The sequence below is a fragment of the Asanoa ishikariensis genome (assembly GCF_900107455.1).
Lineage (GTDB): Bacteria > Actinomycetota > Actinomycetes > Mycobacteriales > Micromonosporaceae > Asanoa > Asanoa ishikariensis.
The window spans coordinates 195519-221311 of sequence record NZ_FNQB01000002.1; the positions used below are offsets into that span (position 1 = coordinate 195519).

25 protein-coding genes and 1 tRNA gene are annotated in these 25793 nt (G+C 70.9%); 17 read left to right on the forward strand and 9 right to left on the reverse strand.

The features are described 5' to 3' along the window. Window positions 1–108: 108 nt before the first annotated feature. From BLV39_RS15220 to BLV39_RS15230, 3 genes are all read left to right on the forward strand, one after another. Window positions 109–1932: an ABC-F family ATP-binding cassette domain-containing protein gene (locus tag BLV39_RS15220; protein ID WP_090792044.1), complete on the forward strand. Its 1824-nt coding sequence runs from the start codon at window positions 109–111 to the stop codon at window positions 1930–1932. Between the two features lie 78 nt (window positions 1933–2010). Continuing rightward, a complete protein-coding gene (locus BLV39_RS15225) occupies window positions 2011–2463 on the forward strand; it encodes a DUF4383 domain-containing protein (protein WP_090792046.1) in 453 nt (150 codons plus the stop codon). Window positions 2464–2498: 35 nt separating this feature from the next. Continuing rightward, window positions 2499–2981: a DUF4383 domain-containing protein gene (locus BLV39_RS15230; protein ID WP_090792049.1), complete on the forward strand. Its 483-nt coding sequence runs from the start codon at window positions 2499–2501 to the stop codon at window positions 2979–2981. A 3-nt stretch (window positions 2982–2984) separates the two neighbouring features. Here the strand turns inward: BLV39_RS15230 and BLV39_RS15235 are convergent, their stop codons facing one another. Together BLV39_RS15235 and BLV39_RS15240 are read right to left on the reverse strand one after the other, a co-directional pair. After that, the gene (locus BLV39_RS15235; protein WP_090792052.1) at window positions 2985–3584 is read right to left on the reverse strand and encodes a TetR/AcrR family transcriptional regulator; all 600 of its coding nucleotides are present in this window, start codon (window positions 3582–3584) and stop codon (window positions 2985–2987) included. A 108-nt stretch (window positions 3585–3692) separates the two neighbouring features. Continuing rightward, on the reverse strand, window positions 3693–4661 hold the full coding sequence (locus BLV39_RS15240) for an acyl-CoA desaturase (protein ID WP_090792055.1): 969 nt from the start codon (window positions 4659–4661) through the stop codon (window positions 3693–3695). A gap of 172 nt (window positions 4662–4833) precedes the next feature. Here BLV39_RS15240 and BLV39_RS15245 point away from each other — a divergent pair. From BLV39_RS15245 to cysN, 9 genes are all read left to right on the forward strand, one after another. After that, window positions 4834–4905 (forward strand) — tRNA-Gln (locus tag BLV39_RS15245). Window positions 4906–5070: 165 nt separating this feature from the next. Continuing rightward, window positions 5071–6501, forward strand: a complete 1431-nt coding sequence (gene glmU, locus BLV39_RS15250; RefSeq protein WP_090792058.1) for a bifunctional UDP-N-acetylglucosamine diphosphorylase/glucosamine-1-phosphate N-acetyltransferase GlmU — start codon at window positions 5071–5073, stop codon at window positions 6499–6501. Between the two features lie 31 nt (window positions 6502–6532). Further along, a complete protein-coding gene (locus BLV39_RS15255) occupies window positions 6533–7513 on the forward strand; it encodes a ribose-phosphate diphosphokinase (RefSeq protein WP_089247354.1) in 981 nt (326 codons plus the stop codon). 247 nt (window positions 7514–7760) lie between these two features. Further along, window positions 7761–8417 carry a 50S ribosomal protein L25/general stress protein Ctc gene (locus tag BLV39_RS15260; protein ID WP_090792061.1) on the forward strand — a complete coding sequence of 219 codons (657 nt, stop codon included), beginning with the start codon at window positions 7761–7763 and terminating at the stop codon, window positions 8415–8417. Window positions 8418–8509: 92 nt separating this feature from the next. After that, a complete protein-coding gene (gene pth, locus BLV39_RS15265; protein ID WP_090792063.1) occupies window positions 8510–9097 on the forward strand; it encodes an aminoacyl-tRNA hydrolase in 588 nt (195 codons plus the stop codon). A 68-nt stretch (window positions 9098–9165) separates the two neighbouring features. Next, the gene (locus tag BLV39_RS15270) at window positions 9166–10773 is read left to right on the forward strand and encodes a sugar transferase (protein WP_239083630.1); all 1608 of its coding nucleotides are present in this window, start codon (window positions 9166–9168) and stop codon (window positions 10771–10773) included. Between the two features lie 20 nt (window positions 10774–10793). Further along, window positions 10794–11582 carry an inositol monophosphatase family protein gene (locus BLV39_RS15275; RefSeq protein WP_090792066.1) on the forward strand — a complete coding sequence of 263 codons (789 nt, stop codon included), beginning with the start codon at window positions 10794–10796 and terminating at the stop codon, window positions 11580–11582. Between the two features lie 50 nt (window positions 11583–11632). Further along, on the forward strand, window positions 11633–12538 hold the full coding sequence (cysD, locus tag BLV39_RS15280) for a sulfate adenylyltransferase subunit CysD (RefSeq protein WP_090792069.1): 906 nt from the start codon (window positions 11633–11635) through the stop codon (window positions 12536–12538). Continuing rightward, window positions 12538–13830, forward strand: a complete 1293-nt coding sequence (cysN, locus tag BLV39_RS15285) for a sulfate adenylyltransferase subunit CysN (RefSeq protein ID WP_090792072.1) — start codon at window positions 12538–12540, stop codon at window positions 13828–13830. Before cysD ends, cysN begins: the two co-directional genes overlap by 1 nt. On the opposite strand, the gene BLV39_RS15290 is transcribed toward cysN, so the two are convergent. Both BLV39_RS15290 and galK read right to left on the reverse strand, forming a co-directional pair. Next, window positions 13827–14546 (reverse strand): rhomboid family intramembrane serine protease, encoded by a 720-nt coding sequence (locus BLV39_RS15290; RefSeq protein WP_176984932.1) that lies wholly within the window; start codon window positions 14544–14546, stop codon window positions 13827–13829. The two genes, cysN and BLV39_RS15290, sit on opposite strands and share 4 nt — an antisense overlap. After that, window positions 14543–15694 (reverse strand): galactokinase, encoded by a 1152-nt coding sequence (gene galK, locus BLV39_RS15295; protein WP_090792075.1) that lies wholly within the window; start codon window positions 15692–15694, stop codon window positions 14543–14545. The genes BLV39_RS15290 and galK overlap by 4 nt, the downstream gene beginning before the upstream one ends. Window positions 15695–15753: 59 nt before the next feature. On the opposite strand from galK, the gene BLV39_RS15300 reads away from it, so the two are divergent. Beyond that, window positions 15754–16776 carry a hemolysin family protein gene (locus BLV39_RS15300; protein WP_090792077.1) on the forward strand — a complete coding sequence of 341 codons (1023 nt, stop codon included), beginning with the start codon at window positions 15754–15756 and terminating at the stop codon, window positions 16774–16776. Here the strand turns inward: BLV39_RS15300 and BLV39_RS15305 are convergent. Continuing rightward, entirely contained in the window at window positions 16773–17996 is a 1224-nt protein-coding gene (locus tag BLV39_RS15305) for a sialidase family protein (protein WP_143049771.1), read from the reverse strand. The genes BLV39_RS15300 and BLV39_RS15305 overlap by 4 nt on opposite strands. Next, a complete protein-coding gene (locus tag BLV39_RS15310) occupies window positions 17983–18501 on the reverse strand; it encodes an RNA polymerase sigma factor (protein ID WP_239083629.1) in 519 nt (172 codons plus the stop codon). Before BLV39_RS15310 ends, BLV39_RS15305 begins: the two co-directional genes overlap by 14 nt. A gap of 108 nt (window positions 18502–18609) precedes the next feature. On the opposite strand from BLV39_RS15310, the gene trpS reads away from it, so the two are divergent. The 3 genes from trpS to BLV39_RS15325 are packed head-to-tail and all read left to right on the forward strand — an operon-like array spanning window position 18610 to window position 21110. Further along, window positions 18610–19641, forward strand: coding sequence for a tryptophan--tRNA ligase (gene trpS / locus BLV39_RS15315; protein ID WP_090792083.1), 1032 nt, complete (start codon window positions 18610–18612; stop codon window positions 19639–19641). Between the two features lie 43 nt (window positions 19642–19684). After that, window positions 19685–20656, forward strand: a complete 972-nt coding sequence (locus BLV39_RS15320; RefSeq protein ID WP_090792086.1) for a YihY/virulence factor BrkB family protein — start codon at window positions 19685–19687, stop codon at window positions 20654–20656. A gap of 7 nt (window positions 20657–20663) precedes the next feature. After that, window positions 20664–21110, forward strand: a complete 447-nt coding sequence (locus tag BLV39_RS15325; protein ID WP_090792090.1) for a hypothetical protein — start codon at window positions 20664–20666, stop codon at window positions 21108–21110. An 86-nt stretch (window positions 21111–21196) separates the two neighbouring features. On the opposite strand, the gene BLV39_RS15330 is transcribed toward BLV39_RS15325, so the two are convergent. From BLV39_RS15330 to BLV39_RS15340, 3 genes are all read right to left on the reverse strand, one after another. Next, a complete protein-coding gene (locus tag BLV39_RS15330) occupies window positions 21197–22789 on the reverse strand; it encodes a glycoside hydrolase family 13 protein (RefSeq protein WP_090797339.1) in 1593 nt (530 codons plus the stop codon). A 104-nt stretch (window positions 22790–22893) separates the two neighbouring features. After that, window positions 22894–23913 carry a LacI family DNA-binding transcriptional regulator gene (locus BLV39_RS15335; RefSeq protein ID WP_090792093.1) on the reverse strand — a complete coding sequence of 340 codons (1020 nt, stop codon included), beginning with the start codon at window positions 23911–23913 and terminating at the stop codon, window positions 22894–22896. Window positions 23914–23988: 75 nt separating this feature from the next. After that, window positions 23989–24576, reverse strand: coding sequence for a TetR/AcrR family transcriptional regulator (locus BLV39_RS15340; protein ID WP_090792096.1), 588 nt, complete (start codon window positions 24574–24576; stop codon window positions 23989–23991). A gap of 105 nt (window positions 24577–24681) precedes the next feature. Here BLV39_RS15340 and BLV39_RS15345 point away from each other — a divergent pair, with 105 nt between their 5' ends. Further along, entirely contained in the window at window positions 24682–25656 is a 975-nt protein-coding gene (locus BLV39_RS15345; protein WP_090797343.1) for a hypothetical protein, read from the forward strand. The last annotated feature ends 137 nt before the right edge of the window (window positions 25657–25793 follow it).

The window sequence follows — 25793 nt, forward strand, 5'->3', positions numbered from 1 at the left end:
CGTCCCGGGATCACCCGGATACGACACCGGTATCCGGGCAATCCCGGGCCACCACCAAACGACGCCTGGACTCCGTCTCGGCTCGTCCCGACCCACCGGATAGGACCCATGGCCAACATCGTCAACTTGGACCGCGTGTCCAAGGGCTACGGCGCGGCCGGGCCGCTGCTGTCCGGGGTGTCGGCCGGGATCGACGACGCCGACCGGATCGGCGTGGTCGGCCTCAACGGCGCCGGCAAGTCGACCCTGCTGCGGCTGATCACCAGGCAGGAGGAGCCGGACGACGGGCGGGTGACACTGCGCCGCGACCTACGGATCGGCTCGCTCCCGCAGACCATGAGCTTCGCGCCCGACGACACCGTGCGGGACGTCGTGCTCGGCACCGCCTGGCTCCCCGAGAGCCTGGGCGCCGAGCACGAATGGGCCGGTGACGCCGGCGTACGCGCCATCCTCGACGGTCTTGGCATGGGCCACCTCGGCCTGGACCAGCCCGTCGGCCCGATGTCCGGCGGCGAGCGGCGCCGGGTGGCGCTGGCCGCGCTGCTGGTGCGCCCGGCCGACCTGCTCGTGCTCGACGAGCCGACCAACCACCTCGACGTCGCCGGCGTGGACTGGCTGGCCCGCCACCTGCTCGGCCGCAAGGGCGCGCTAGTGGTCGTCACCCACGATCGGTGGTTCCTGGACGCGGTCTGCACCAGCACGTGGGAGGTCGCCGACCGGACCATCCGGGCGTACGAGGGCGGCTTCGCCGCGTGGACCCTGGCCCGGGCGGAGCGCGAGCGCGTCGCCGCGGCGACCGAGGCCCGCCGGCAGAACCTGCTGCGCAAGGAGATCGCCTGGCTGCGTCGCGGTCCGCCGGCCCGCACCTCGAAGCCGCAGTTCCGGATCGACGCCGCCAACGCGCTGATCGCCGACGTGCCGCCGCCGCGCGACACGCTCTCGCTGCGACGGATGTCCACCGCGCGGCTCGGCAAGCAGGTCTACGACCTGGAGAACGTCTTCCTGACCGCCGGCGACAAGCCGATCCTGGACGACCTGACCTGGCAGGTCGGCCCGGGTGACCGGGTCGCGCTGCTGGGCGCCAATGGCGCGGGCAAGACCACCCTGCTGCGCCTGCTGGCCGGCCTGTCCACGCCGCACGCGGGGCGCTTCACCCGCGGCGCCACGGTCAAGCCGGCCTTCCTCTCGCAGGAATTGGCCGAGCTGCCGGGCGACCTGCGCGTGCTGGAAGCGGTCGAGGATGTAGCGCGGCGGGTCAACCTGGGCGGCCGCGAGCTCTCCGCCTCCCAGCTCGCCGAGGTGTTCGGCTTCGTCGACCGCCCGTCCGGCGGCGGCACCCGCACGTCGAGCCTGTGGACACCGGTCAGCGACCTGTCCGGTGGCGAGCGGCGCCGGCTCCAGATGCTCCGGCTGCTGGCCGGCGAGCCGAACGTGCTGCTGTTCGACGAGCCGACCAACGACCTTGACACCGACACCCTGGCCTCGCTGGAGGACCTGCTCGACTCGTGGCCGGGCACGCTGGTCGTCGCCTCCCACGACCGTTATCTGGTCGAGCGGGTCACCGACATCGTCTACGGGATGTTCGGCGACGGCCGGCTGGTGCACCTGCCCGGCGGCGTCGACGAGTACCTGGAGCGGGTCACCGGTCCGGGCGCGGCGCCGCCCCTGACCGCGCCGGCCGGTGCCGCGCCGGAGCGGGCCGGCATGTCGGCCGCCGAGGTCCGTTCGGCCCGCAAGGACCTGGTCCGGCTCGAGCGTGCCGTCAGCCGGCTGGACCAGCGCGAGACCGCGTTGCACGACGAGATGGCCACCCACGCCAGCGACTACGCCAAGGTCGCCGAGCTCGACGCCCAGCTTCGCGATCTGCGTGCCGAACGCGAGCGGACCGAGGAGGAATGGCTGGCGTTGGCCGAGCGGGTCGACGCCGGGTAGCCCCCGATTCGCAGGTGGCCAGCCGGTTGGGCCACAATCTCTTCTACCGACGACATCGGCGCTGGAGGCAGGCGGACCATGCACAACCCCATCAACCACCCCGCGCGCTCGACCTATCGAGTGCTGGCCGGGCTGATCGGGCTCTACCTGGTCGTCTTCGGCGGCATCGGTGTCGCCACGACCGGCGGCGACGGCCTGTTCACGCAGGACGCCGAGCGGGTCCTCGGCCAGGGCAGCAACCTGGCGAACGCGCTGATCAGCCTGGTGGTCGGCGCGATCGTGCTGATCGGCGCCGTGGTCGGCCGCAACATCGACGTGGTGCTCAACCGGGTGTTCGGCTGGGTGCTGATGGCGCTGGGCCTGGCCACGCTGGCGACGCTGCGCACGGACGCCAACTACCTCGACCACACCCTGGCGAGCAGCATCGTGATGATGACGCTGGGCCAGATCCTCCTGCTGGCCGCGATGTACGGCAAGGTCGGCTCGGTGGACGAGCACCAGGCGTGGCAGCGGGCCCGTCTGGAGTTCTGAGCCCGAAGAAAGCGGCTTAGCCCCACAATTGGGGCATGGCGCACTTCCCGCTCAACCACCCGCTCCGGCCGCTCTACCGGACGCTGGCGGGGCTCACCGGCACGTACATCCTGATCTTCGGCTGTGTCAGCCTGACCAAGACGGTCGGCGAGACGCTGTTCGCGCGGGAGAGCAACTGGGCGCTGGGCATCCGTACCAACCTGGCGTTCGCGATCGCCTCGGTGGTCTGGGGCCTGATCGTGCTGGTCGCCAACCTGATCGGCGGCAACGTCGGGCACTACACGAACCTCGCCGGCGCCGTCGTCTTCATGGTCACCGGGATCTACATGGTGGCCTTCATGCAGACCGCGGGGAACTTCCTGAACTTCTCGGTCTCGACCGCGATCCTGTCGCTGGTCTTCGGCCTGGTGCTGCTCCTGGCCGGGATGTACGACAAGACCGGGAGCCCGCAGCGGGTACGGAGCGAACAGGCCTTCAAGACCGGCGGCTCGGCGCCGCGGACCGCGCCCCGGCGGTGACGCTCAGCGGTCCTTGACCACCAGGGCGGGCTTGGACTCGAGGTGGGACAGGCCGTTCCAGGCGAGGTTGACCAGGTGGCTGGCGACCACGTCCTTGCGCGGCTTGCGCACCTCCAACCACCAGCGGCCGGTCAGCGCGACCATGCCCACCAGCGCCTGTGAATAGAGCTCGGCCAGCTTCGGGTCGAAACCACGGGACTTGAACTCGGCGCCCAGGATGTGCTCGGCCTGGTGTGCCAGGTCGTTGAGCACGCTGCTGAAGTTGCCCGTCGACGACATCAACGGTGACTCGCGGACCAGCACGCGGAAGCCGTCGGTCTCCTGCTCGATGTAGTCCAGCAGGGCGAGCGCCGCCTGTTCGAGCAGCTCGCGTGGGTGTCCGGCGGTCAGCGCGTTGGTGATCCGGTCGAGCAGGGCGCGCACCTCGCGGTCGACGACGACCGCGTAGAGGCCTTCCTTGCCACCGAAGTGCTCGTAGATGACGGGCTTGGAGACCTTGGCCCGGGAGGCCACCTCTTCGATCGAGGTGGCGTCGAAGCCACGCTCCGCGAAGAGTTGACGCCCGATCGCGATCAGTTGCTCGCGACGCTGGGCCGCGGACATCCGGACACGGGACCGGCCGCCCGCCGGGTTGGTCGGGTCGGCTACCACTTGTGCATCCTGCCAGCCGCCTGGTGCGGGCCGCTGACCCGCACCAGGACGGTCATCAGATCAGGCGTTCGTCTTGACGAGCTTCGCGGCGATCCGCTCGGGCTTCGGCCAGCGCACGTCGTACGCGGCGCCCACCTTCTCGAAGAGCCAGATCGTCCGGGCCGAGATGTCGATCTGGCCGCGCAGGACACCGTGCCGGGCACAGGTCGGGTCGGCGTGGTGCAGGTTGTGCCAGCTCTCGCCGAAGGACAGGATCGCCAGCGGCCAGAAGTTGCTGGCCTTGTCGCCCTGGCGCACCTCGAACGGGCGCTCGCCGTAGACGTGGCAGACCGAGTTGATCGACCAGGTGGTGTGGTGCAGGATCGCGATCCGGACCAGGCCGGCCCAGAAGAACGCGGTCAGCGCGCCCGTCCACGACATGGTGACCAGGCCGCCGACCAGCGCCGGCGAGACCACCGAGATCACCACGAGCAGCGGGAACAGCTTGTCGACCCGGGCGATCGCCTTGTCGGCCAGCAGGTCGGGCGCGAAGCGCGCCCGGTTGCCGAGCTCGCGGGAGAACAGCCAGCCCACGTGCGCGAAGAACAGGCCCTTGGTCAGGCCCCAGACGCCGCCCCCGAAGCGCCATGGGGAGTGCGGGTCGCCCTCCAGGTCGGAGTAGGCGTGGTGCCGCCGGTGGTCCGCGACCCACTGGATCACGTTGCCCTCGATCGCGAACGAACCGGCCACCGCGAGGGTCACCCGCAGCCACCGCTTCGCCTTGAACGAGCCGTGCGTGAAGTAGCGGTGGAAGCCCACCGTGATGCCGAGTCCGGAGACGACGTAGCAGACCAGTGCGATCGCCGCGTCGGTCCACGTGAGCCAGCCACCCACGACGGCGACCGGGATGGCCGCCAGTAACGCGAGGAACGGCAGGACGACGAAGAACCAGAGGGCGATGAGCACCCCGAGCGGCTGTTTGCCCTCGGTCAGTGGCTTCGGGCCCGTTGATGTCGTCGTCTGGTCGGGAGTCGCGGTGACGGTGGTCATGGCACCTCGCAGCGGGTGGGGGAGATCAAGAAGTTACGCTTACGTCACCGTAACTTACGGGACCGTAGTTAGCACCTGGTGCAACGCATTATTTAGGTTGGGCTAACTCCCTAGAGGGAACCCGTCACCGTGTGTCTGAAAGGGCGCGACAGGCTAGGATTACCCGGCTTGATGGGACGTGGGGTAACGGCAGCCCGCCGGACTTTGAATCCGGAAGGTCCTGGTTCGAATCCAGGCGTCCCAGCTCTCTTCGGGTCGCGAGGCCGACAGCCGTTCTTTCGGGTGACCACAGATCCCCAAGCGCGTGCCCGACTAACATGAGGCCGCACGCTGACCGCCGTCCGACGGGAGCCCCCTCGTGACCGAAGCCCGCACCGTAGTCATCCTCGCCGCGGGTGAGGGAAAACGGATGAAGTCGGCTCTGTCGAAGATGCTGCATCCACTGCTCGGCCGCACCGTGGTCGGCCACGTCCTGCAGGCGGCGGCATCCGTCGGCGCCGAGCGCACGCTGGTCGTCGTCGGCCACGCCGCTGACCAGGTCGAGGCGCATCTCGCGGAGGTCGCGCCGGACGCGATCTCGGTGCTCCAGGCCGAGCAGAACGGCACCGGTCACGCGGTGCGCATCGCGCTCGACGCGGTGCCCGACGCGACCGGAACGGTCGTGGTGCTCAACGGCGACGTGCCGCTGCTGCGCGGCGCGACGGTCGAGGCGCTGGTCGCCGCGCACGAGAGCGCCGGCACCGCGGCGACTGTGCTCACCGCCGAGATCGCCGACCCGACCGGGTTGGGCCGGATCGTCCGCGACCAGGCCGGTGGCCTCGAGCGCATCGTCGAGGAGCGCGACGCGAGCCCGGCGGAGAAGGCGATCCGCGAGATCAACGCCGGCATCTACGCCTTCGACGCCCGCCTGCTGCGCGCCGCCCTGGCCAAGCTGACCAGCGACAACGACCAGGGCGAGGAATACCTGACCGACGTGCTGGGCCTGCTCGCCGCCGCCGGCGAGCCGGTCGCGGTGCACGTCGCGGCCGACGCCCAGGAGACGCTGGGCTGCAACGACCGGGTCGAGCTGGCCGGCCTGCGGGCCCGGATGCGCGACCGGGTCAACGCCGAACTGATGCGCTCGGGCGTCACCATCCTCGACCCGGCCACCACCTGGATCGACGTGACGGCCACGGTCGAGCGCGACGCGGTGATCGACCAGAACACCCAGCTCCGCGGCGCGACCCGGGTCGGCCCGGGCGCCGTCGTCGGCCCGGACACGACGCTGATCGACACGGTCGTCGAGGCGGGTGCCACCGTGCTGCGCGCCCACGCCGTGCAGGCCGAGATCGGCCCGGGCGCGAGCGTCGGCCCGTACGCGTACCTGCGCCCCGGCAGCCGGCTGGCGGAGAAGTCCAAGATCGGCACGTTCGTGGAGACCAAGAACTCCGAGATCGGCAAGGGCTCCAAGGTGCCGCACCTGTCCTACGTCGGCGACGCCACGATCGGGGAGCACAGCAACATCGGCGCGGCCTCGGTGTTCGTCAACTACGACGGCGTCAAGAAGCACCGCACGGTCATCGGCAGCCACGCCCGCACCGGTTCCGACAACATGTTCGTGGCGCCGGTCGAGGTCGGTGACGGCGCTTACACCGGGGCTGGCACGGTGGTCCGCCGTGACGTGCCTCCGGGTGCGTTGTCCGTTTCCGGCGGCCAGCAGCGGATCTTCGAAGGATGGGTCGAATCCCGACGTCCGGGCACAGCTGCGGCCGAAGCGGCCAGGCAAGCACGTGACCAACTGCACGCGACCGAAGACGGTCATGCCGCCGCCGACGCTCCGGGTGATACTTCAAGCGAGTAAACATCCGCCGAACTCACGGAGCGCCTCACCCATGGGCAGCATCGTCGCCGAAAATCGCAAGAGCCTGATGCTCTTCTCCGGCCGGGGGTTTCCCGAGCTGGTCAACGAGATCGGCGAGGTGCTCGGAGTGGCGCCCACGCCGACCGACGCCTACGAGTTCGCCAACGGCGAGATCTTCGTCCGCTACCGCGAGTCCGTCCGGGGCTCCGACGCCTTCGTCGTGCAGTCCGCCGGCGAGGGTGTCAACAAGTGGGTGATGGAAACGCTGATCATGGTCGACGCGCTCAAGCGCGGTTCGGCCAAGCGGATCACCGTCGTCCTGCCCTTCTACCCGTACGCCCGGCAGGACAAGAAGCACCGCGGTCGCGAGCCGATCTCCGCGCGGCTGGTGGCCGACCTGCTCAAGCAGGCGGGCGCCAACCGGATCCTGACCGTCGACCTGCACACCGCCCAGATCCAGGGCTTCTTCGACGGTCCGGTCGACCACCTGTTCGCGATGGACATCCTGGCGGGTTACGTCGAGCGCAAGTACGCCGGCCGCCCGATGACCGTGGTCGCGCCGGACTCCGGCCGGGTCCGGGTCGCCGAGCGCTGGACCGACCGGCTGGGCGGCTGCCCGCTGGCCTTCATCCACAAGACCCGCGACCCGCTCAAGCCCAACCAGGTGGTCGCCAACCGGGTGGTCGGCGACGTCGAGGGCCGGGTCTGCCTGATCGTCGACGACATGATCGACACCGGCAGCACGATCTGCAAGGCCGCCGAGATCCTGCACGACAGCGGCGCCGCCGACGTCGTGGTCGCGGCGACCCACGCGCTGCTCTCCGACCCCGCGACCGAGCGGCTCAAGAACAGCCGGATCAGCGAGGTCGTGGTCACCAACACGCTGCCCCTCCCCCCGGAGAAGCGCCTCGACAAGATCACTTCGCTGTCGATCGCGCCGCTCTTGGCCAGGGCCATTCGCGAGGTCTTCGACGACGGGTCCGTTACTACCCTGTTTGGTGGGCTTAGCTAACAGTCGGGTTGAGCTTGGGCTCAACCCGCCCTCGGCGGGTTGAGCTAGTTACGGCGGCCCCGGCGGTAGGGTGCGCCGCCAGTCCGGTAGAGTATTGAGGTTGCCACGGCGAGGGTGACCCAGCTGGTTCTCAATTGCAGCCACGGGCGCCGTCATCGACGCGGTGTCCGGGCCAGCCCGCGCGCCTCCTTCGCCCGGCACCGACGCCGCTTGCACGCAGCCCAGACCAAGATCCAGGAGTTCTCCCGTGTCCGAGGTAAAGATCGCCGCCGAGCCCCGCACCGAGTTCGGCAAGGGTGGTGCCCGCCGCACGCGCCGTGCCGGCCTGGTGCCCGCCGTCCTCTACGGCCACGGCGAGAAGCCCAAGCACATCGCGCTGCCCGCGCGTGAGTTCGCCGCCGCGATCCGCCACGGTGGCGCCAACCAGCTCTTCGCGTTGGAGATCAGCGACGGCACCCAGGCTCTGGCCCTGCCGAAGGCGATCCAGCGTGACCCGGTGAAGGACACCTACGAGCACATCGACCTGCTGCTCGTCCGCCGCGGCGAGAAGGTCACCGTCGACATCCCGGTGCAGCTCATCGGCGAGGCGGCGCCCGGCACGCTGGTCGTGCACGAGAGCGACACCCTGTCGGTCAGCGCCGACGCCACCCGGCTGCCGGACCACTTCGAGGTCTCCATCGAGGGCCTCGAGGCTGGTTCCAAGATCACTGCCGCGGACATCGACCTGCCGGACGGCACCGAGCTCATCGCCGACCCGGAGACCACCATCGCCGTGATCAGCGTCGCGCCGAGCGCCGAGGCGCTCGAGGGCGAGACCGCTGAGGGCGAGGAAGCCGCCGAGGGCGAGGCTGCGGCCGAGGGCGAGGCCGCGGCGAGCGAGGAGACGGCTGCCGCCGCTTCCTGAGCAAGATTTGGTCTGCGTGTGAAAGGCCCCTTCCGGCACGACCGGGAGGGGCCTTTTCGCTAACTAGCTGCTTCCTGGGGAGAATGTAGAGCGTGGAAGCGACAGCGCCCTTCCTCGTGGTCGGCCTTGGCAACCCCGGTCGGGAGTACGCCAAGAACCGGCACAACGTGGGCTTCATGGTCGCCGACCTGATCGCCGAGCGAATCGGCGCGAAGTTCGGCCGGCACCGCCGCGCGGTCGCGGACGTCGCCGAGGGGCGGCTCGGCTTCGGCGGGCCTCGCCTCGTGCTGGTCAAGCCGCTGACCTACATGAACCTCTCCGGGGGACCGGCGGTCGCGCTGGCCCAGTTCTACAAGGTGCCGCCGGAGCAGATCATCGCGGTGCACGACGAGCTCGACATCCCGTACGGGCAGATCCGGGCCAAGCTCGGCGGCGGCGAGGGTGGCCACAACGGCCTGCGCTCGATGTCGAAGTCGCTCGGCACCAAGGACTACGCCCGCGTGCGGTTCGGCATCAGCCGGCCGCCCGGCCGGCAGGACCCGGCCGACTACGTGCTCAACGACTTCTCCGCGACCGAGCGCAAGGAGCTCGAGTTCCTGGTGGACCGGGCCGCGGATGTCGCGGAGGCGGTCTCCAGCAAGGGCGTTGAATGGGCACAAAACGCTTATAACGGATCCTGATCAAGGGCCGTATCGCCTGCCCGGTTCCGCCCGTTGTGTCTTAGGCGGCACAACCGTGGGAGGCGCGGATGGAACGTGGGCGGTTCGATCCGGCGGCAGTGCGCGACCTGATGGAACGCGGCCTCGACGCCCGCGAACGAGCCACCACCCGGCCACAGCCCCCGGTCCGGACCCGACCCCAGCGCGCCCCGCGTGGTGCCGAGCTGGAACGCCGCCCCCGCAGCCTCGAGCCGCCCCGTCGGTCCCTGCGCCGGATTCCCGGCCGGCACGCCGCCCTGTCCCGCCGGGCCGCCTGGGAGTCGCGTTACCTGCGTACCCTGCTGCTCGCCGATCTCCTGGTCGGCGCCGCCGCCGGTGGGCTCGCCTTCAAGCTGCGCTTCGGCGACGGGGTCACCAGCTACAACCGTGACTACGTGGTGCTGTCGGCGCTGCTGCCGCTGGCCCTGGTCGCCTCGCTCGGCCTGGCCCGGGTGTACGAGGCGCGGTTCCTGTTCGTCGGCACCGACGAGTACCAACGGGTGATCCGGGCGGGGCTCGGGCTGATCGCCGGCGTCGCGATGGTCTCCTATGCGCTGGAGATCCCGCTCGCCCGCTCGTACGTGCTGATCGCCCTGCCCGCCGCCACCTTCGCCACCGTCGCGGTCCGGTTCGGCCTGCGCAAACGCCTGCATCGCGCGCGCAAACGGGGTGACTGCCTGCGCCGGGTGATCGTGGTCGGGCACGAGCTCGCCGTCATCCACCTCGCCCGCCAGTTGTGCCGTGAGCGCTACCACGGGCTCGAGGTGGTCGGCGCGTGCCTGCCGCCGCAGCACGACGGCGACATCGAGCTCCCGGTGCTCGGCACCTTCGACGACGTCGCGCACGCGGTCGACGCGTCCGGCGCCGACACGGTGATCGTGCTGTCCTGCCCCGAGATCGACGGGCAGACCCTGCGCCGGCTGGCCTGGCGGTTGGAGCGCGACGAGATCGACCTGATCCTGGCCAACGCGCTGATCGACGTCGCCGGTGACCGCACCACGATCCGGCCGGTCGACGGCCTGCCGATGCTGCACGTGGAGCACCCGCGGCTGGAGGGCGCGGCCCGGCTCGTGAAGGAGATCGTCGATCGGCTCGGCGCCGCGGTGCTGGTCGCGCTGCTGTCACCCGTGCTGCTGGTCGTCGCCCTCTGCATCCGGATCGAGTCCAAAGGCCCGGTACTCTTCCGTCAGGTACGGACCGGCCGCGACGGCCGGGAGTTCCTGATCTACAAGTTCCGCAGCATGTACCTCGACGCGGAGGCGCGGCTGGCGGAGCTGCGACACCTCAACGAGCACGACGGCGTCCTGTTCAAGATCCGCAACGACCCGCGGATCACCCCGGTGGGACGCCGGCTGCGCCGGTTCTCGCTCGACGAGCTACCGCAGCTGTTCAACGTGCTGCTCGGCCAGATGTCGCTGGTGGGACCGCGGCCCCCGCTGCCGCACGAGGTGGCGCTGTACGCCGACGACGTGCGACGCCGGCTCGCGGTCAAGCCCGGGATGACCGGGCTGTGGCAGGTGTCGGGCCGGTCCGACCTGTCGTGGGAGGAGGCGGTCCGCTTGGACCTGCGCTATGTGGAGAACTGGTCGCTCTCCCTCGACCTGGTGATCCTGATGCGTACCCTGGCCGCCGTCGTGCGCCCCAGCGGCGCCTACTGACAAATCGAGGAGACCCCCTCATGACTCCGCCGGTGATTGACGGCGCGTTCGCCCGCTGGCTGGCTGGGCGCGCCGGGGACCTGCTGCTGCGTACCCGGGAAGAGGTCGGCTTCGCCGATCCGCACGCCTTGAAGGCGGCCGGTGACAAGCTGTCACACGAGTTGATCCGCACCGAGCTGGCCCGCTGGCGGCCGGGGGACGCGGTGCTCTCCGAGGAGGACGGGGACTCCCGTGGCGCCGGCACCGATCGGCTCGCCGCCGAGCGGGTCTGGATCGTCGACCCGCTCGACGGGACCCGGGAGTTCAGCGAGGAGGGCCGCGACGACTGGGCGGTCCACATCGCGCTCTGGGGTCGGCGCGGCACCAGCCCGCACAAGCTGCTCGCCGGCGCGGTCGCGATCCCGGCACAGCACCGCACGCTGGCGACCGACTTTCCGCCCGCGTACCCGCCGTTGGGTCCGCACCCGCGCCTGCGGCTGGCCGCGAGCCGGAGCCGCCCGCCGGCCTTCCTGGCCGGTCTGGCCGCGGATCTGGACGCCGAGCTCGTGCCGATGGGCTCGGCCGGCGTGAAGATCGCCGCGGTGGTCGGCGGCGAGGTGGACGCCTACGTGCACGGTGGTGGGCAGTACGAGTGGGACTCCGCCGCGCCGGTCGCTGTGGCGACGGCCACTGGTCTGCACGCTTCCCGGATCGATGGATCCGCGCTGAAATACAACGAGACCGATCCCCGGCTCCCGGATCTCGTGGTCTGCCGGAAGGATCTCGCACCACGGTTGCTCGCGGCGCTGCGGCAACACCTCCCGGGGTAAGCTCGCTCGGGAAAAACCTAGTGAACTACTAGACAATCCGAAGGGGTTCCATGCCGCCGGCTTACCGGGTCTCCCACCTCGCGGCGCTCGAGGCGGAGAGCATCTTCGTCATGCGCGAGGTCGTCGCCGAGTTGGAGCGCCCCGTGCTGCTCTTCTCGGGCGGCAAGGACTCGATCGTGATGCTCCGGCTCGCCGAGAAGGCCTTCGCCCCGGCGCGCATCCCGTTCCCGGTCATGCACGTGGACACCGGCCACAACTTCCCCGAGGTGCTGACCTACCGCGACCGGCGGGTCGCCGAGCTCGGTCTGCACCTGGTGGTCGCCAGCGTGCCCGAGGCGCTCGAGTCGGGTCTCGTGGTCGAGCCGAGCGATGGCACGCGCAACCGGATCCAGACGCCGGTGCTGCTCGACGCGGTGGAGAAATACCGCTTCGACGCCCTCTTCGGCGGCGCCCGGCGCGACGAGGAGAAGGCGCGCGCCAAGGAGCGGGTGTTCAGCTTCCGCGACGAGTTCGGCCAGTGGGATCCCAAGAACCAGCGGCCCGAGCTGTGGTCGCTCTACAACGGCCGCCACCACTCGGGCGAGTCGATCCGGGTGTTCCCGCTGTCCAACTGGACCGAGCTGGACGTCTGGCACTACATCGCGCAGGAGCGGCTCGACCTGCCGTCGATCTACTACGCGCACGAGCGCACGGTGATCTCCCGCGACGGGATGCTGTACGCGGTCAACGAGTTCATCGCACCGCGCGGCGCCGAGCAGCCGTTCACCGCGAAGGTGCGCTACCGGACCGTCGGCGACGCCTCCTGCACCGCGGCGGTCGAGTCCGCCGCGGACACGGTCGAAAAGGTGATCGACGAAGTGGCCGCCACCCGGATCACCGAGCGCGGTGCGACCCGCGGCGACGACCGGGTCAGCGAAGCGGCGATGGAAGACCGCAAGCGGGAGGGCTACTTCTGATGTCGGCACCAACCATCGCTGCCAGCGAGCAGCGCGCCATGGACCTGCTCCGGTTCGCCACCGCGGGCAGCGTCGACGACGGCAAGTCGACCCTGATCGGCCGGCTGCTGTACGACACCAAGTCGCTGTTCACCGACCAGCTAGCCGCCGTCGAGGCGGTCAGCGCGGCGCGCGGCGACGAATACACCAACCTGGCGCTGCTCACCGACGGGCTAAGGGCCGAGCGCGAGCAGGGCATCACGATCGACGTCGCCTACCGCTACTTCGCGACGCCGCGGCGGAAGTTCATCATCGCCGACACGCCCGGGCACATTCAGTACACGCGCAACATGGTGACCGGAGCGTCCACCGCCGACCTGGCGCTGATCCTGGTCGACGCCCGCAAGGGGCTGGTCGAGCAGTCCCGCCGGCACGCGTTCCTCTGCTCCCTGCTGCGGGTGCCGCACCTGGTGCTCTGCGTCAACAAGATGGACCTGGTCGACTGGTCGCAGGAGGTCTTCGACCAGATCGCCGACGAGTTCACCGCGTTCGCCGCCAAGCTCGAGGCGCCCGACCTCTCGGTGATCCCGATCTCCGCGCTCAAGGGCGACAACATCGCTTCGCGCTCGGAGAAGATGCCCTGGTACGAGGGCCCGTCGCTGCTGCACCACCTGGAGCACGTGCACATCGCCTCCGACCGCAACCTGGTCGACGTGCGCTTCCCGGTGCAGTTCGTGATCCGGCCGCAGTCGACCACGGTGACCGACTACCGCGGTTACGCCGGCCAGGTCGCCTCCGGTGTGCTCAAGCCGGGCGACGAGGTGATGGTGCTGCCGTCCGGCCTCACCAGCCGGATCGCCGCGATCGACACCGCCGACGGGCCGGTCGCCGAGGCGTTCCCGCCGATGTCGGTGACCGTGCGCCTGGAAGACGAGATCGACATCTCCCGCGGCGACCTGATCTGCCGGCCCAACAACGCCCCGGCGGTCGCCCAGAACATCGAGGCGATGATCTGCTGGCTCGACGAGAGCAAGCCGCTGCGGGTCGGCGGGAAATACGCGCTCAAGCACACCACGCGGTCGGTGCGGGCGGTGGTCCGCGACCTGCACTACCGGCTCGACGTCAACTCGCTGCACCGCGACGAAGAAGCGGGCGAGTTGAAGCTCAACGAGATCGGGCGGCTCAAGCTGCGCACGACAGCGCCGTTGCTCGCCGATGAGTATCGCCGCAACCGCACCACAGGTGGATTCATTCTCATTGATGAGACCACCAACCGTACGGTCGCCGCGGGAATGATCGTCGAAGCCAACTAGGCGCGGCGGGTGGCGGCGTAGGTGAGGGCCGCGCCCAGTAACAGCGGTGGGCCGTGGATGTTGCGGGTGGCGGTCAGGGCGACCGCCACTCCTAGCGCGGCCAGCGCGACGATCCGGCCCAGCGTTCGGTTGCCGCGGCCCGTTTCGCCGCCCATGACCAGGGCGATCTGCACGGCTGCGCCACCTACGGCTCCGATGTAGAGGGCCAGCTCTGACGCCGTGCCGAGGAGGGCGACCGACCACCACGCCACCCCGGCGGGCAGCCAGAGGTGGCGCGGGCGTAGTTCCGTGCCGGTGGCGTCGGTGCGCCAGGCCGCGGATGGGCGCAGCGGACGGGCGAGCAGCGCCACCGTGAGGGCGCCGGCCAGGCCGCAGATGGCGATGGAGTTGCCGCCGCCGGTCGGTTGCCAGGCCACCGCGATCCCCTCGGCGGCCAACCCGCAGCCCAGGTAGCACGTCGCCCAGAGCCAGCGACGCACCGTGAGCTCGGCCAGCGCACCGACCAGCAGCAGGAACAACAGGTTCGAGATCGTGCCGAACCAGCCGCCGTCCTGTACGAGCAGCGACGTGACCAACCGCCACACCTGGCCGTCGCGGATGGCGGGCGTGCGCTGCAGCGAGGTCAGTACCGCCGGGAAGGCGAACTGCGACAGGCTGAACGCCGCCGTGACCGCGAAGACGGCCAAGGTGAGCGGGATCCGCCGCGCGGCGTTCACCGCACGCGTTCCGCCCCGGCACCCGGGCGGGCGGCGAACCAGACCGGCTCGATGAAGCCCCGCCCGGCGTAGGCGGTGGCGACCGCGGCGGCCACCCGTTCGGTCTCGGTGGCGTCGACCAGCGCCAGCACGCAGCCGCCGAAGCCGCCGCCGGTCATCCGGGCGCCGTACGCACCCGCGGACAGGGCCGTCGACACCGCGAGGTCGACCTCCGGCACGGTGATCTCGAAGTCGTCGCGCATCGAGGCGTGTGAGGCGGTCAGCAGCGGGCCGATCTCGCGCACCCGGCCGCTGCGCAGCAGCGCGACCGTGTCCAGCACCCGCTGGTTCTCGGTCACCACGTGCCGCACCCGGCGCCGCATCACGTCGTCGGACAGCGTCGCCAGCGCCTTGTCCAGGTCGTCCACGTCGCGCAGCGCCGGGACCCCGAGCAGCGCCGCCGCCTCCTCGCACGCGCGCCGCCGCGAGGCGTACTCGCCGCCGGCGTGCCGGTGCGGTGCGCGGGTGTCGACCACGAGCACGGCCAGCCCGGACGTGGCGACATCGAACGGGATCTGCTCGATGGCCAGCGTGCGGCAGTCGAGGAAGAGCGCGTGCCCGGCGACCGCGCGGATCGACGCGGACTGGTCCATGATCCCGCAGGGCATGCCGACGTAGTCGTTCTCCGCCCGCTGCGCGAGACCAGGGCGCTCGTCGACGGGCACCGACAGGTCGCCCAGGTCGGCGAGTGCGGTCAGCACGGCCGACTCCAGCGCCGCCGACGACGAGAGCCCGGCGCCCGCCGGCACGTCGGAGGCGACGGCCAGGTCCGCGCCCGGCACCTCGTACCCCTTGGATCGCAGGGTCCACACCACGCCGGCGACGTAACCGGCCCAGCCCTCGACACGCCCGGGATCGTCGGCCTCCGCCGCACCGAACTCGACCGTCTCACCGGTCTGCTCCGACCACACCCGCCACCGCGTGTCTGGCCGGGCCGCCGCCGCGACCACCACGCGGTGCGGAAGTGCGAAGGGAAGCACAAAACCATCGTTGTAGTCGGTGTGCTCACCGATGAGGTTGACGCGTCCGGGCGCGGCCCACAGCCCGGCCGGTTGGGCGCCGAAAGCGGATGAGAAGCCCGCGGCGGCGCGGGAGGGGACGTCGGTCATGGGCTGCATCCCATCACAAGGGTTCGGCGGTACGAGCAGGACGTGTCTACGATCGCTTCATGCAGGACCAACCCGGCACAGCCGGGCCCCGTCGGCGCGTTCCGACGGGGCGTCCCCAACGTAATCCCGGTCCGGTCGCCCGGCGTCTGGCCCGCCTCGTCGTGCGGACAGCCGACGGGCTGACCGCGGCGCTCGGCGCCGATCCGTCGGCAGGGCGTGAGCAGATCAGCGAGGCCGACCTGCGGGACCTGGTCGCCGCCAACACGCGCCTGGACCCGGTCGAGCGCCGGATCATCGACGAGGTGCTGGTGGCCCGCGACACCATGGTCCGCGAGGTGATGCGGCCACGCACCGAGGTCACCTTCCTGTCCGCGCGGCAGACGCTGGCGGAGGTCGCCGAGCGGGTCCGGGTGGAGACACACACCCGCTATCCCGTGGTCGACGGCACGCAGGACGACGTGGTCGGCTTCGTGCACCTGCGCGACCTGCTGATCCGCCCGGACGGCGACGGCCGGCTGACCATCGGCGAGCTGACCCGCGAGGTGAAGCGGATACCGGCGAGCAAGCGGGTGCTGGTCGCACTGACGGAGATGCGGCGCGAGCGGCACCACCTGGCGGTGGTGATCGATGAGTACGGCGGCACCGCCGGCATCGTCACCCTCGAGGACCTCATCGAAGAGGTGGTCGGCGAGATCCACGACGAGTACGACGTCGAGCCGGATCCGATGCCGGGCCACGCGACCGACCTGGACGGCCGGCTCAACCTCGCCGACTTCGCCGAGCGCGCGGGCTTCGACCTGCCACCCGGCCCGTACGAGACGGTCGGCGGCTATGTGATGGCCAGTCTCGGCCGGGTGCCCCAGGTCGGCGACGAGGCCCGCGTCCCGGGCCGCGATCCCGACGAGGGCTGGGTGCTGCGCGTGCTGGAGCTGGACGGCCGCCGGGTCGCCCGGGTCGGCATCCGCGCGGCCGACCCACCGCCCCCGGTCGCCGAGCCGGCCCAGGTGATCGCGACGATCCCGATGCCGGTGCTGCCCGCCCGCCGCGAACCGGCGACCGAGCGGGCCACCGCCCGCGACTAGTTGACCTGGAGCTTCTGCCAGTTGGTGCCGTCGGAGGAGAACGCGGCCCAGCTTCCGCCGAAGAGCCCGTAGACGACGTAGCCGGCGTAGGTGCGGCGGATCGAGCTCGCGGCCGGTAGCTCCGGGACGGGGCTGAAGGTCCGCCCGTCGTCCTCGCTCACCCACCACGAGCCGCGTTTGTCACCCGACACCACGGCCAACAGGCGGCCGTCGAGCAGCGGCACCAGATCCCCGGTGTACGGCGCCGCTGTGCCCTTGGCGGCCCGGAACGTCTCGGTGAAGGACTTGCCGTTGTCGGCGGAGTGGTAGATCCCCAGCAACTGGCCGCCTTGGTCGCGGGCCATCGCGTACGCCTCCGTGCCGAGCGTGCTGACCGTCACCGAGTCCGTCGGGTCGGCCGTGCTCGGCAGCGCCGTGGTCTTCCACGTGCGGCCCGAGTCGCGGCTGACCGCGACCGCGGGGCTGGTGCCGATCAGCCCGCCGGCCCACCAGGCGCCGTCGGCGGTCGGTGCCGGCGCCACCCACCGGGCGGTGAACAGCTCCGGCTGGCTCTCCAGCGGCCCGAGCCGTCCCTGGTCCCAGCTCCACACGGCCAGGTCGCCACCGGGCTGCTCGACCCTGGGCACCTCGTCCGGGCCGATCTCGGTCTGCGGCGCTGGCAGCGGTGGGTCGACGATCTTCCAGGTGGATCCGTCGGCGGACGATCGGTCGAGATCCCCGTCCACCAACCAGTGGCCGCCCGGGAAAGCGATCAGGTCGATCGGTCCGCTGCCTGTCGGTGTCACCTGGGCCGCCTGCCAGGACAGGCCGCCGTCGGTGGTCCGCGCGAGCTCAGGACAGCGCGGGACGCAGCCGGCCGCCGCGATGCCGTTGTCCCGGTCGGCGAACTCCACCTCGACGATCTGGCCGTTCAGGCCGTACACGGGCGTGGGGGAGAGGCCGATGATCTCGATGCCGCCGCCCCGGTAGACCGGCGCGATCACCGGTGGGTCCGTGGCGGTGACCTCGGGCGCGCCGTCGTGCTGCCAGGGCTGGGCGGCGAGACCGATGGCGCCGAGCACCGCGAGCGCGGTCGCGCCGGCGGCCACACTCCGCCGGCGGCGGATCCGCGTCGCGCGCCGCCGGACGACCGCCAGCGCGGGCTGCTCGATCTCGTCGAGCAGGGCCGAGCGGGACCGGGCGAGCCGCGATTCAAGATCGGGCACGTCAAGATCGGGCACGGGTCACCTCCGTCCGGTAGCCGTCCAGCTTGCCGGCCAGCGCCGTGCGCGCCCGGGACAGGCGCGACTTGACCGTGCCGGTCGGCACGCCGAGCAGCGCGGCCACCTCGTCGACCGGGAGGTCGGCGTAGTAGTGCAGCACCACCACCTCGCGGAAGCTGGGCGGCAGTGCGGCGAGCGCGTCACGCAGGTCGGCCCGCTCGGGACCGGGCGCCGGCTCCACCATCCGCACGATCGGGCGGTCGCGCAGCAGGATCGCGTCGAGCAGCTTGCGCCGCCGCCAGCGGCGACGGACCACGTTGACCGCCACCGTGCGCAACCACGCCTCCGGGTTGTCCACGTCGGCGAGACCCCGCGGCCGGGCGAGCGCCCGGGCGAATGCCTCCTGCACCACGTCCTGTGCCTCCGTCAGGTCGGTGGTGAACGCGTAGACCTGCGCGACCAGGCGGCGGTAGCAGGCGTGGTAAAGCTCCTCCATCGCCCGATCGCCCTGGTCGCGGGTCACCCGTGCACCGTCCTCGTGCGCCAATCGCCGTCCTTCCGGTTCTGGCCACACCGTACGAGTTCCGAGGGGCTGCTGGGGTTCCCCAGAGGTGCTGGCAGAATTGCCGGCATGTCCGACGCCACCCCGAACGCCGCCCGGCCCCGGGTCCTTTCCGGGATCCAGCCGACCGCCGACTCCTTCCACATGGGGAACTACCTCGGCGCGATCCGGCAGTGGGTGGCGTTGCAGGAGACGCACGACGCCTTCTACTGCGTGGTCGACCTGCACGCGATCACGGCGGGCCACGACCCGGCGGTGCTGCGGGCGCGCACCCGGGCATCGGCCGCCCAGCTCCTCGCGCTCGGGCTCGACCCGGAGCGCTGCACCCTGTTCGTACAGTCGCAGGTGCCCGAGCACCCGATGCTGGCCTGGGTGCTGAGCTGCATCACCGGCTTCGGCGAGGCCAGCCGCATGGTGCAGTTCAAGGACAAGTCGGCGAAGCAGGGCGCTGACCGCGCCAGCGTCGGCCTGTTCACGTACCCGATCCTCCAGGCCGCGGACATCCTGCTCTACCAGGCCGACGCGGTGCCGGTCGGCGAGGACCAGCGCCAGCACCTGGAGCTGACCCGCGACCTGGCCGGGCGGTTCAACACCCAGTTCGGCAAGACCTTCACGCTGCCGGCGCCGTTCATCGTGCGCGACACCGCGAAGATCACCGATCTGCAGGAGCCGACCGCGAAGATGTCGAAGTCGTCGTCCTCGCCCGCCGGCATCATCGAGCTGCTCGACGACCCCGCCAAGTCGGCGAAGAAGATCCGCTCGGCGGTCACCGACACCGGCCGCGAGGTCCTCTACGACCCGGCCAACAAGCCGGGCGTCTCCAACCTGCTCACCATGTACTCGGTGCTGGCCGGCAAGTCGATCGACGAGCTGGTCATGGCGTACGAGGGCCGGGGCTACGGCGACCTGAAGAAGGAGCTCGGCGAGGTGGTGGCCGAGTTCGTCAAGCCGATCCAGGAGCGCACCCGGGCCTACCTCGACGACCCGGCCCAGCTCGACAAGCTCCTGGCGATGGGCGCCGACAAGGCCCGCACGGTGGCCTCGGCGACGCTGGCCACGGCCTACGAGCGGGTGGGCTTCTTCCCGAGCCGCGGCGCCTGACGCCCGCCACCGCGGATCGGCTAGATCCGCAAGAATGTCCCGTGTGAACGTCTTCGCGCGGCTCGAGGCCGGTATCAACCGTGGCCTCGACCGTGCGCGGGCCCGCTCGGGCGCGTTCGACCACTTCTACCGCACCGCCGACCGGTTCGGTTACGTGCTGGGCGGCCGGCTGGCCGCGGCCATCGCGTACTACGGGTTCTTCGCGATCTTCGCCTTCGCCCTGGTCGGCTACGCGGTCTTCGGCTTCGTGCTCAACAACGGCCAGGTCAACGAGGCGGTCGTCAGCTTCCTCACCGACAACCTGCCGTTCCTCGACATCAAGAACGTCGAGGACGCGGTATCCGGCGTGCAGACCACCGGGCGCCCGATCGGCATCGTCGGCCTGGTCGGCCTGGTCTTCACCGGCATCGGCTGGGTCGAGGCGATCCGCTCCTCGCAGCGGGCGGTGCACGGCTTCCAGCAGCAGCCCGGCAACCTGGTCATTCGCCGGATCATCGACGTCGGCGTGCTGATCGTGGTGCTGGTCATGCTGATCGTCTCGGTCGGCGCCGTCGACGGACTCAAGACCCTGCTCGTCTGGGCGATCGGGGACGGCGGCACCTGGTTGATGGCGCTCACCTACTTCCTGACCGTGCTGGTCAACCTGGTGATCGCGTTCGCCCTGCTGTGCGCCATCCCGCGGATCCGGATGAGCCCGCGCCGCCTGTTGATCCCGCTGATCATGGTCGGTGGCGGCCTGACCGTGCTCAACTCGGTCGGCCGGCTCTATGTGAACTGGGTGCGCGACAACGCGGCGTACGCCCTGATCGGCCCGGTCGGCTTGTTGATCTACCTGTACCTCTACAACCAGATCCTGATCTGGGCCGCCGCAGTGGCCGCCACCGACACCCACGGCACGGTGCAGGATCTGGGTGCCAACCCGCCCGAGCCACCACCGCCACACACGGTCTCGCCGGTCGACCATGACGAAGATGACCCGGAGAACGGGCACCCAGGGGCGGCCGGCAGCGCATGATGGTCGGATGGGTGCACTGGTGACCTTGCGGCTGCCCGACGACTCGCCGCTACACGAGCTGCCATGGATCATCACGTTCGGCCCACTGGGTGACGACGAGGACTGGGAGCCGGTGGTGAGCGGGCCGTACGAGCGCCCGCACGCGCTCGCGCTCGCCCAATCGGTGGTCGCCGACGAGGAGCTGATGGCCGTCGTCGAGCCCTGCATGCCGCACATCTCGGCCGCCGAGATCCGCGGTGAGATCGAGGCGGCCCGGATCTCGGCCTTCCGCGACGACCGTCCGGCCGACGGCTCGCTGGACGACCTCGACCTGGAGGACGCCGACGACGACGGCGAGACCTTCGGCGAGGACGCCGAGGGCTACGCGGCCGTGCCGCCCACCCCGGACCAGGTGATGGCCGGCTGGGGCCGGATCGCCGCCAAGCTCACCGCTCCCAGGGCCGACAACCCGTAGAGACGGTGGTGCCCCGGCGGACCGAAGTCGACGCCGGGGCACCGTACCCACCACACCCCCACCACAGGGGCCTCGTACGTCTTGGGTTACCCCAACGGCTCCTGTTTCAACCATGCCGCCGCGTCGACCGGCAGGAAATCTCCGTCGAGGGCGGCGCTGGCCACGATCGGGGTGCCGTAGCGGCGCACGTCGACCGGCTCCGTGCCCAGGTTGACCACGCAGGTCAGCTCGCCACGGCGGAACGCGAGCACGCCGGGCTCGGCCTCGGTCCAGGTCAGCTCGCCTCCGCGCAGTGCCGGCTCGGCGCGACGCAGTCGCAGGGCCGCCCGGTAGAGCTCCAGCGTCGAGCCGGACTCGCCTTCCTGAGCGGCAACGGTGTGCGCGGTCCAGGTGGCGGGTGCCGGCAGCCAGGCACCGGCCGGGCCGAACCCGAACGGTGCCGTGTGGCCGGACCAGGGCAGCGGCACCCGGCAGCCGTCGCGGCTCTCGCCGGTGCGTCGGAACGCCGGGTCTTGGCGCAGCTCGTCGGGTAGGTCGAGGACCTCGTCCAGGCCGAGCTCCTCACCCTGGTAGAGGTAGGCGACACCGGGCAGGGCGAGCATCAGCAGCGCCGCGGCGCGGCCCCGGCGCAGGCCGAGCGCGCCGCCGCCGTACCGCGTGACGTGCCGTGGCTTGTCGTGGTTCGACAGCACCCAGGTGGTGGGCGCACCGACCAGCGTCGCCTCGGCCAGCGCGGTGTCGATCACCTTGCGGAACGAGTCGACGGACCAGGTGGCGTGCAGGAAGTCGAAGTTGAAGACCTGGTGCAGCTCGTCCGGGCCGACGTAGCGGGCCAGCCGCTCCGGGCTCGACGCCCAGGCCTCCGCGACCGCCATCCGTCCGCCGGGGTAGCTGTCCAGGATCTGCCGCCAGACGCGGTAGATCTCGTGCACGCCGTCCTGGTCGAAGTAGGGGAGCTTGGTGCCTTCGAGCAACCGGCTCTGGCGCTGGTTGCGGCCGGTCTTGCTGCTGTAGCCGACGTCGGGCAGGCCGGGCGCCTTGATGTTGCCGTGCGCCACGTCGACCCGGAAGCCGTCGACTCCCCGGTCGAGCCAGAACCGCAGGATCTCCTCGAACTCGGCCCGCACCTCGGGCAGCTCCCAGTTCAGGTCAGGCTGCTCGGGGTCGAAGATGTGCAGGTACCACTGGCCGTCGGGGAGCCGGGTCCAGGCGTCGCCGCCGAAGATGGACTCCCAGTCGTTGGGCGGCTCGGCGCCGTCCGGGCCGCGGCCGGCGCGGAAGATGTAGCGCTCCCGCTCGGGCGAGCCGGGCGGTGCCGCGACGGCCGCCTGGAACCAGCGGTGCGCGCTCGACGTGTGGTTGGGCACCACATCGATGATCACCCGCAAGCCGTACGCGTGCGCGTCGGCGAGCATCGCGTCGAAGTCGGCCAGGTCGCCGAACATCGGGTCGACCTGGCGGTAGTCGGTCACGTCGTAGCCGCCGTCGACCATCGGCGACCGGTAGAACGGCGTCAGCCAGATGGCGTCGACCCCGAGATCGCGGAGGTAGGGCAGACGGTCACGAAGGCCGGCCAGGTCGCCGATGCCGTCGCCGTCCGAGTCGGCGAAGCTGCGCACGTAGACCTGGTAGACGACCGCGTCGCGCCACCAGCCTGCGCCTGCTTCATCCGCATTGATTGCGAATTGACCCCGTTCTTTTGGCACCGAAGAAGCATGCCGGATCAAAGGCTGACTCTGCAAGGACCCGTCAAGGCTTGCGCAAGCTTCGCAAGGAGGCCGGGTCAGTCCGTTCTGGCGATCGCGGTCGACGACCGGACGACCAGCTCAGGGCGGAACAGGTACTCCGAATGGGGTGCGGCGTGCCCTTCGATCTCGTCGACCAGCGCTCGCACCGCTGCGACCGCCATCGCAGCGACCGGCTGGCGGACCGTCGTCAGCGGCGGGTCGGTGAACGCCATCAGGGGCGAGCCGTCGTAGCCGACCACGGATACGTCCTCCGGCACCCGCAGCCCGCGCCGGCGGGCACTGCGGATCGCGCCGAGCGCCATCATGTCGGAGCCGCAGACGATGCCGGTGACCCCGGCGTCGAGCAGCCGGTGGGTGGCCGCCTCGCCGCCTTCGACGCCGAACAGGGACAGCGAGATCAGCCCGTCCAGCTCCGCGTCGTCGGCACCCACCAGGGCGCGCATGGCCGCGCGATAGCCCGCGATCTTGCGGCGTACCGGCAGGAACCGGTCCGGCCCGCTGATCAGGCCGATCCGCCGGTGGCCGAGGCTGGTGAGATAGGACACCGCGAGCTCCGCGGCGGCCTGCTCGTCGGGTGAGACGAACGGGGCGGCGAGCCCGTCGACGAAGCCGTTGACCAGCACGATGGGCAGCTCGCGGGCGACCAGGCGGCGGTAGCGCTCGGGGTCGCCGGTGGCGTCGGCGTGCAGGCCGGAGACGAAGACGATGCCGCTGACCTGGCGGTCGAGCAGGATCTCGACGTACTCGTCCTCGGTCGCCCCGCCCGGGGTCTGCGTGCAGAGCACCAACGTGTAGCCGCGCTGGGCCAGCGCCGACTCGATGGTCTGCGCGAACTCCGGGAAGATCGGGTTGTTCAGCTCGGGCACCACCAGGCCGACCAGGCCCGCGCTGCGTCTGCGCAGCCGGGCGGGGCGCTCGAGACCGAGCGCGTCGAGGGCCGCGAGGACGGACTCCCGGGTGTCCGGGGAGACGCCCGGCTTGTCGTTGAGCACCCGCGAGACGGTCGCCTCGCTGACCCGCGCGCGGAGCGCGATGTCGGACAGGCGGGCACGCATGGCTGCACGATATCCGCTGGTCTTTCGCGTCTTTCGGGCCCTTGCCGCCGGGCAATGAACTCGAAACAAACTCGCCTACCGGATGAGGGCGCGTACGCCGTCCAGGTAGGCACCCCGGCCGGGGCCGCCGGCCAGAATGCGTTGCAGCGCGTAGCCCGGAACCATGCCGAACAGGACTGCGCCGACCGCCTCCACGTCGGTGTCGGGAGGCAGTTGGCCGGCGTCGCGGGCCCTGGTGGCCAGCAGCACGAAGTGGCCGCGCATCCGGCCGTAGGCGTTGGCGACGAACTCGGCCAGCGCCGGGTCATGCATCGCCTCGGCCCAGACCTGTAGGGCGATCCGCATCAGCCCGTCCGGGCCGGTCTGCCGGTCGACGAACAGGATCGCCCGGTCGACCGCTTCGGTGGGCGACAGCGGCGGCTCTTCCGTGGCGAGCTGCTCGAACATCGCGGACGCCTCGTTGATCACGGATTCGGCGATCGCGATGATCAGCTCGTTCTTGCTCTTGAAGTAGCGGTAGACCGCTCCGACCGACAGGCCGGCCTCGTCGATCACGTGCACCATCGTCGTGCCGTGGAAGCCCTGCTCGCTGAAGCAGCGCTGGGCGGCTTCGAGGATCTGCTGGCGCCGGGCGGCGAGGTGGGCTTCTGAGACGCGTGGCATGGGCCACATCCTAAAACGAACGTTCGTTCATTGACGACCTGACCCATCGATGGGATGCTCGATTCATAAAAGAACGAGCGTTCGTTTTAGGACTAGGAGATGGTCATGCCTCGCCAGGCTCGCCCGCCGCTGTTGATCGCCGTCCTGATCGGGGTCGGCATCGTGGTCGCGCAGGCTCTGCTCGTCCCGCTCTTCGCCGGACCCGCCGCCAACCTCGGCCCGCGGGACCTGCCCGTGGTGGTCGCCGGCCCGGCGCCCGCCGCAGACGCGCTCGCCGCCCACCTACCTCCGGGCGCGTTCGAGGTCACCCGCGTGCCGGACGCGGCCGCCGCCGATGCGCTCCTGCGTGACAACCAGGCGTACGCGGCGTTCGTGCTGAGCCCGTCCGGGACGGCCGTGCACACCGCCAGTGGGGCCAGCCCGACCGTGGCCCAGCTCGTCGGCCAGGCCGCCGCCGGGATGAACGCCCAGGTCACCGACGTCGTGCCCGGCTCGCCGGACGATCCGCGCGGTGCCGGCTTCGCGTCCGGGTTCCTGCCGTTCGCGCTCACCGCACTGGCCGCCGGCGCGGCGCTCGCCCTGCTCGTCCGCGACCGTTGGGCCCGGTTCACCGGCGTGCTGGTGTTCGGTGTGCTCGCCGGGCTGGTCGGCCCGCTGGTCCTCCAGCAGTGGCTCGGCGTGCTGACCGGCGACTACCTGCTCAACGCCGCTGCCATCGGGCTGTTCGCGACCGCGGTCGCGGGCTTCGTGGCCGGGCTCGGTTCGCTGCTCGGCCGACCGGGCATCGCGCTCGGTGTGCTGACCGTGTTCCTCGTCGGCAACCCGCTCTCGGCGGTCAGCGCGGCGCCCGAGCTCCTGCCGCAGCCGTGGGGTGCGATCGGCCAGTACCTGCCGATCGGCGCCGGCGGCTCGCTGCTGCGGTCGACCGCGTTCTTCGACGGCGCGGGTGCGGCCGGGCCGGCCTGGGTGCTCGGCACGTACGCGGTAGTCGGCTTGCTGCTGGCGTTGGTCGGCGGCCTGCGCACCCGGCGGACCGCTCCCGTCACGGAGCCGGCCGACCGCGTGGCGGTCGCGGCCTGAGCGACATCCGTTAACAAGGGTCCCTTCCTATGCGGAAAGCGTTAGGAAGGGGCCCTTCCTTACTGCGCGGGCGATTTCGTTCACTCGGAAGTCACGCCTGCGTAACGGCCATCCAACAGTTGATTCCGGGTTTTCGT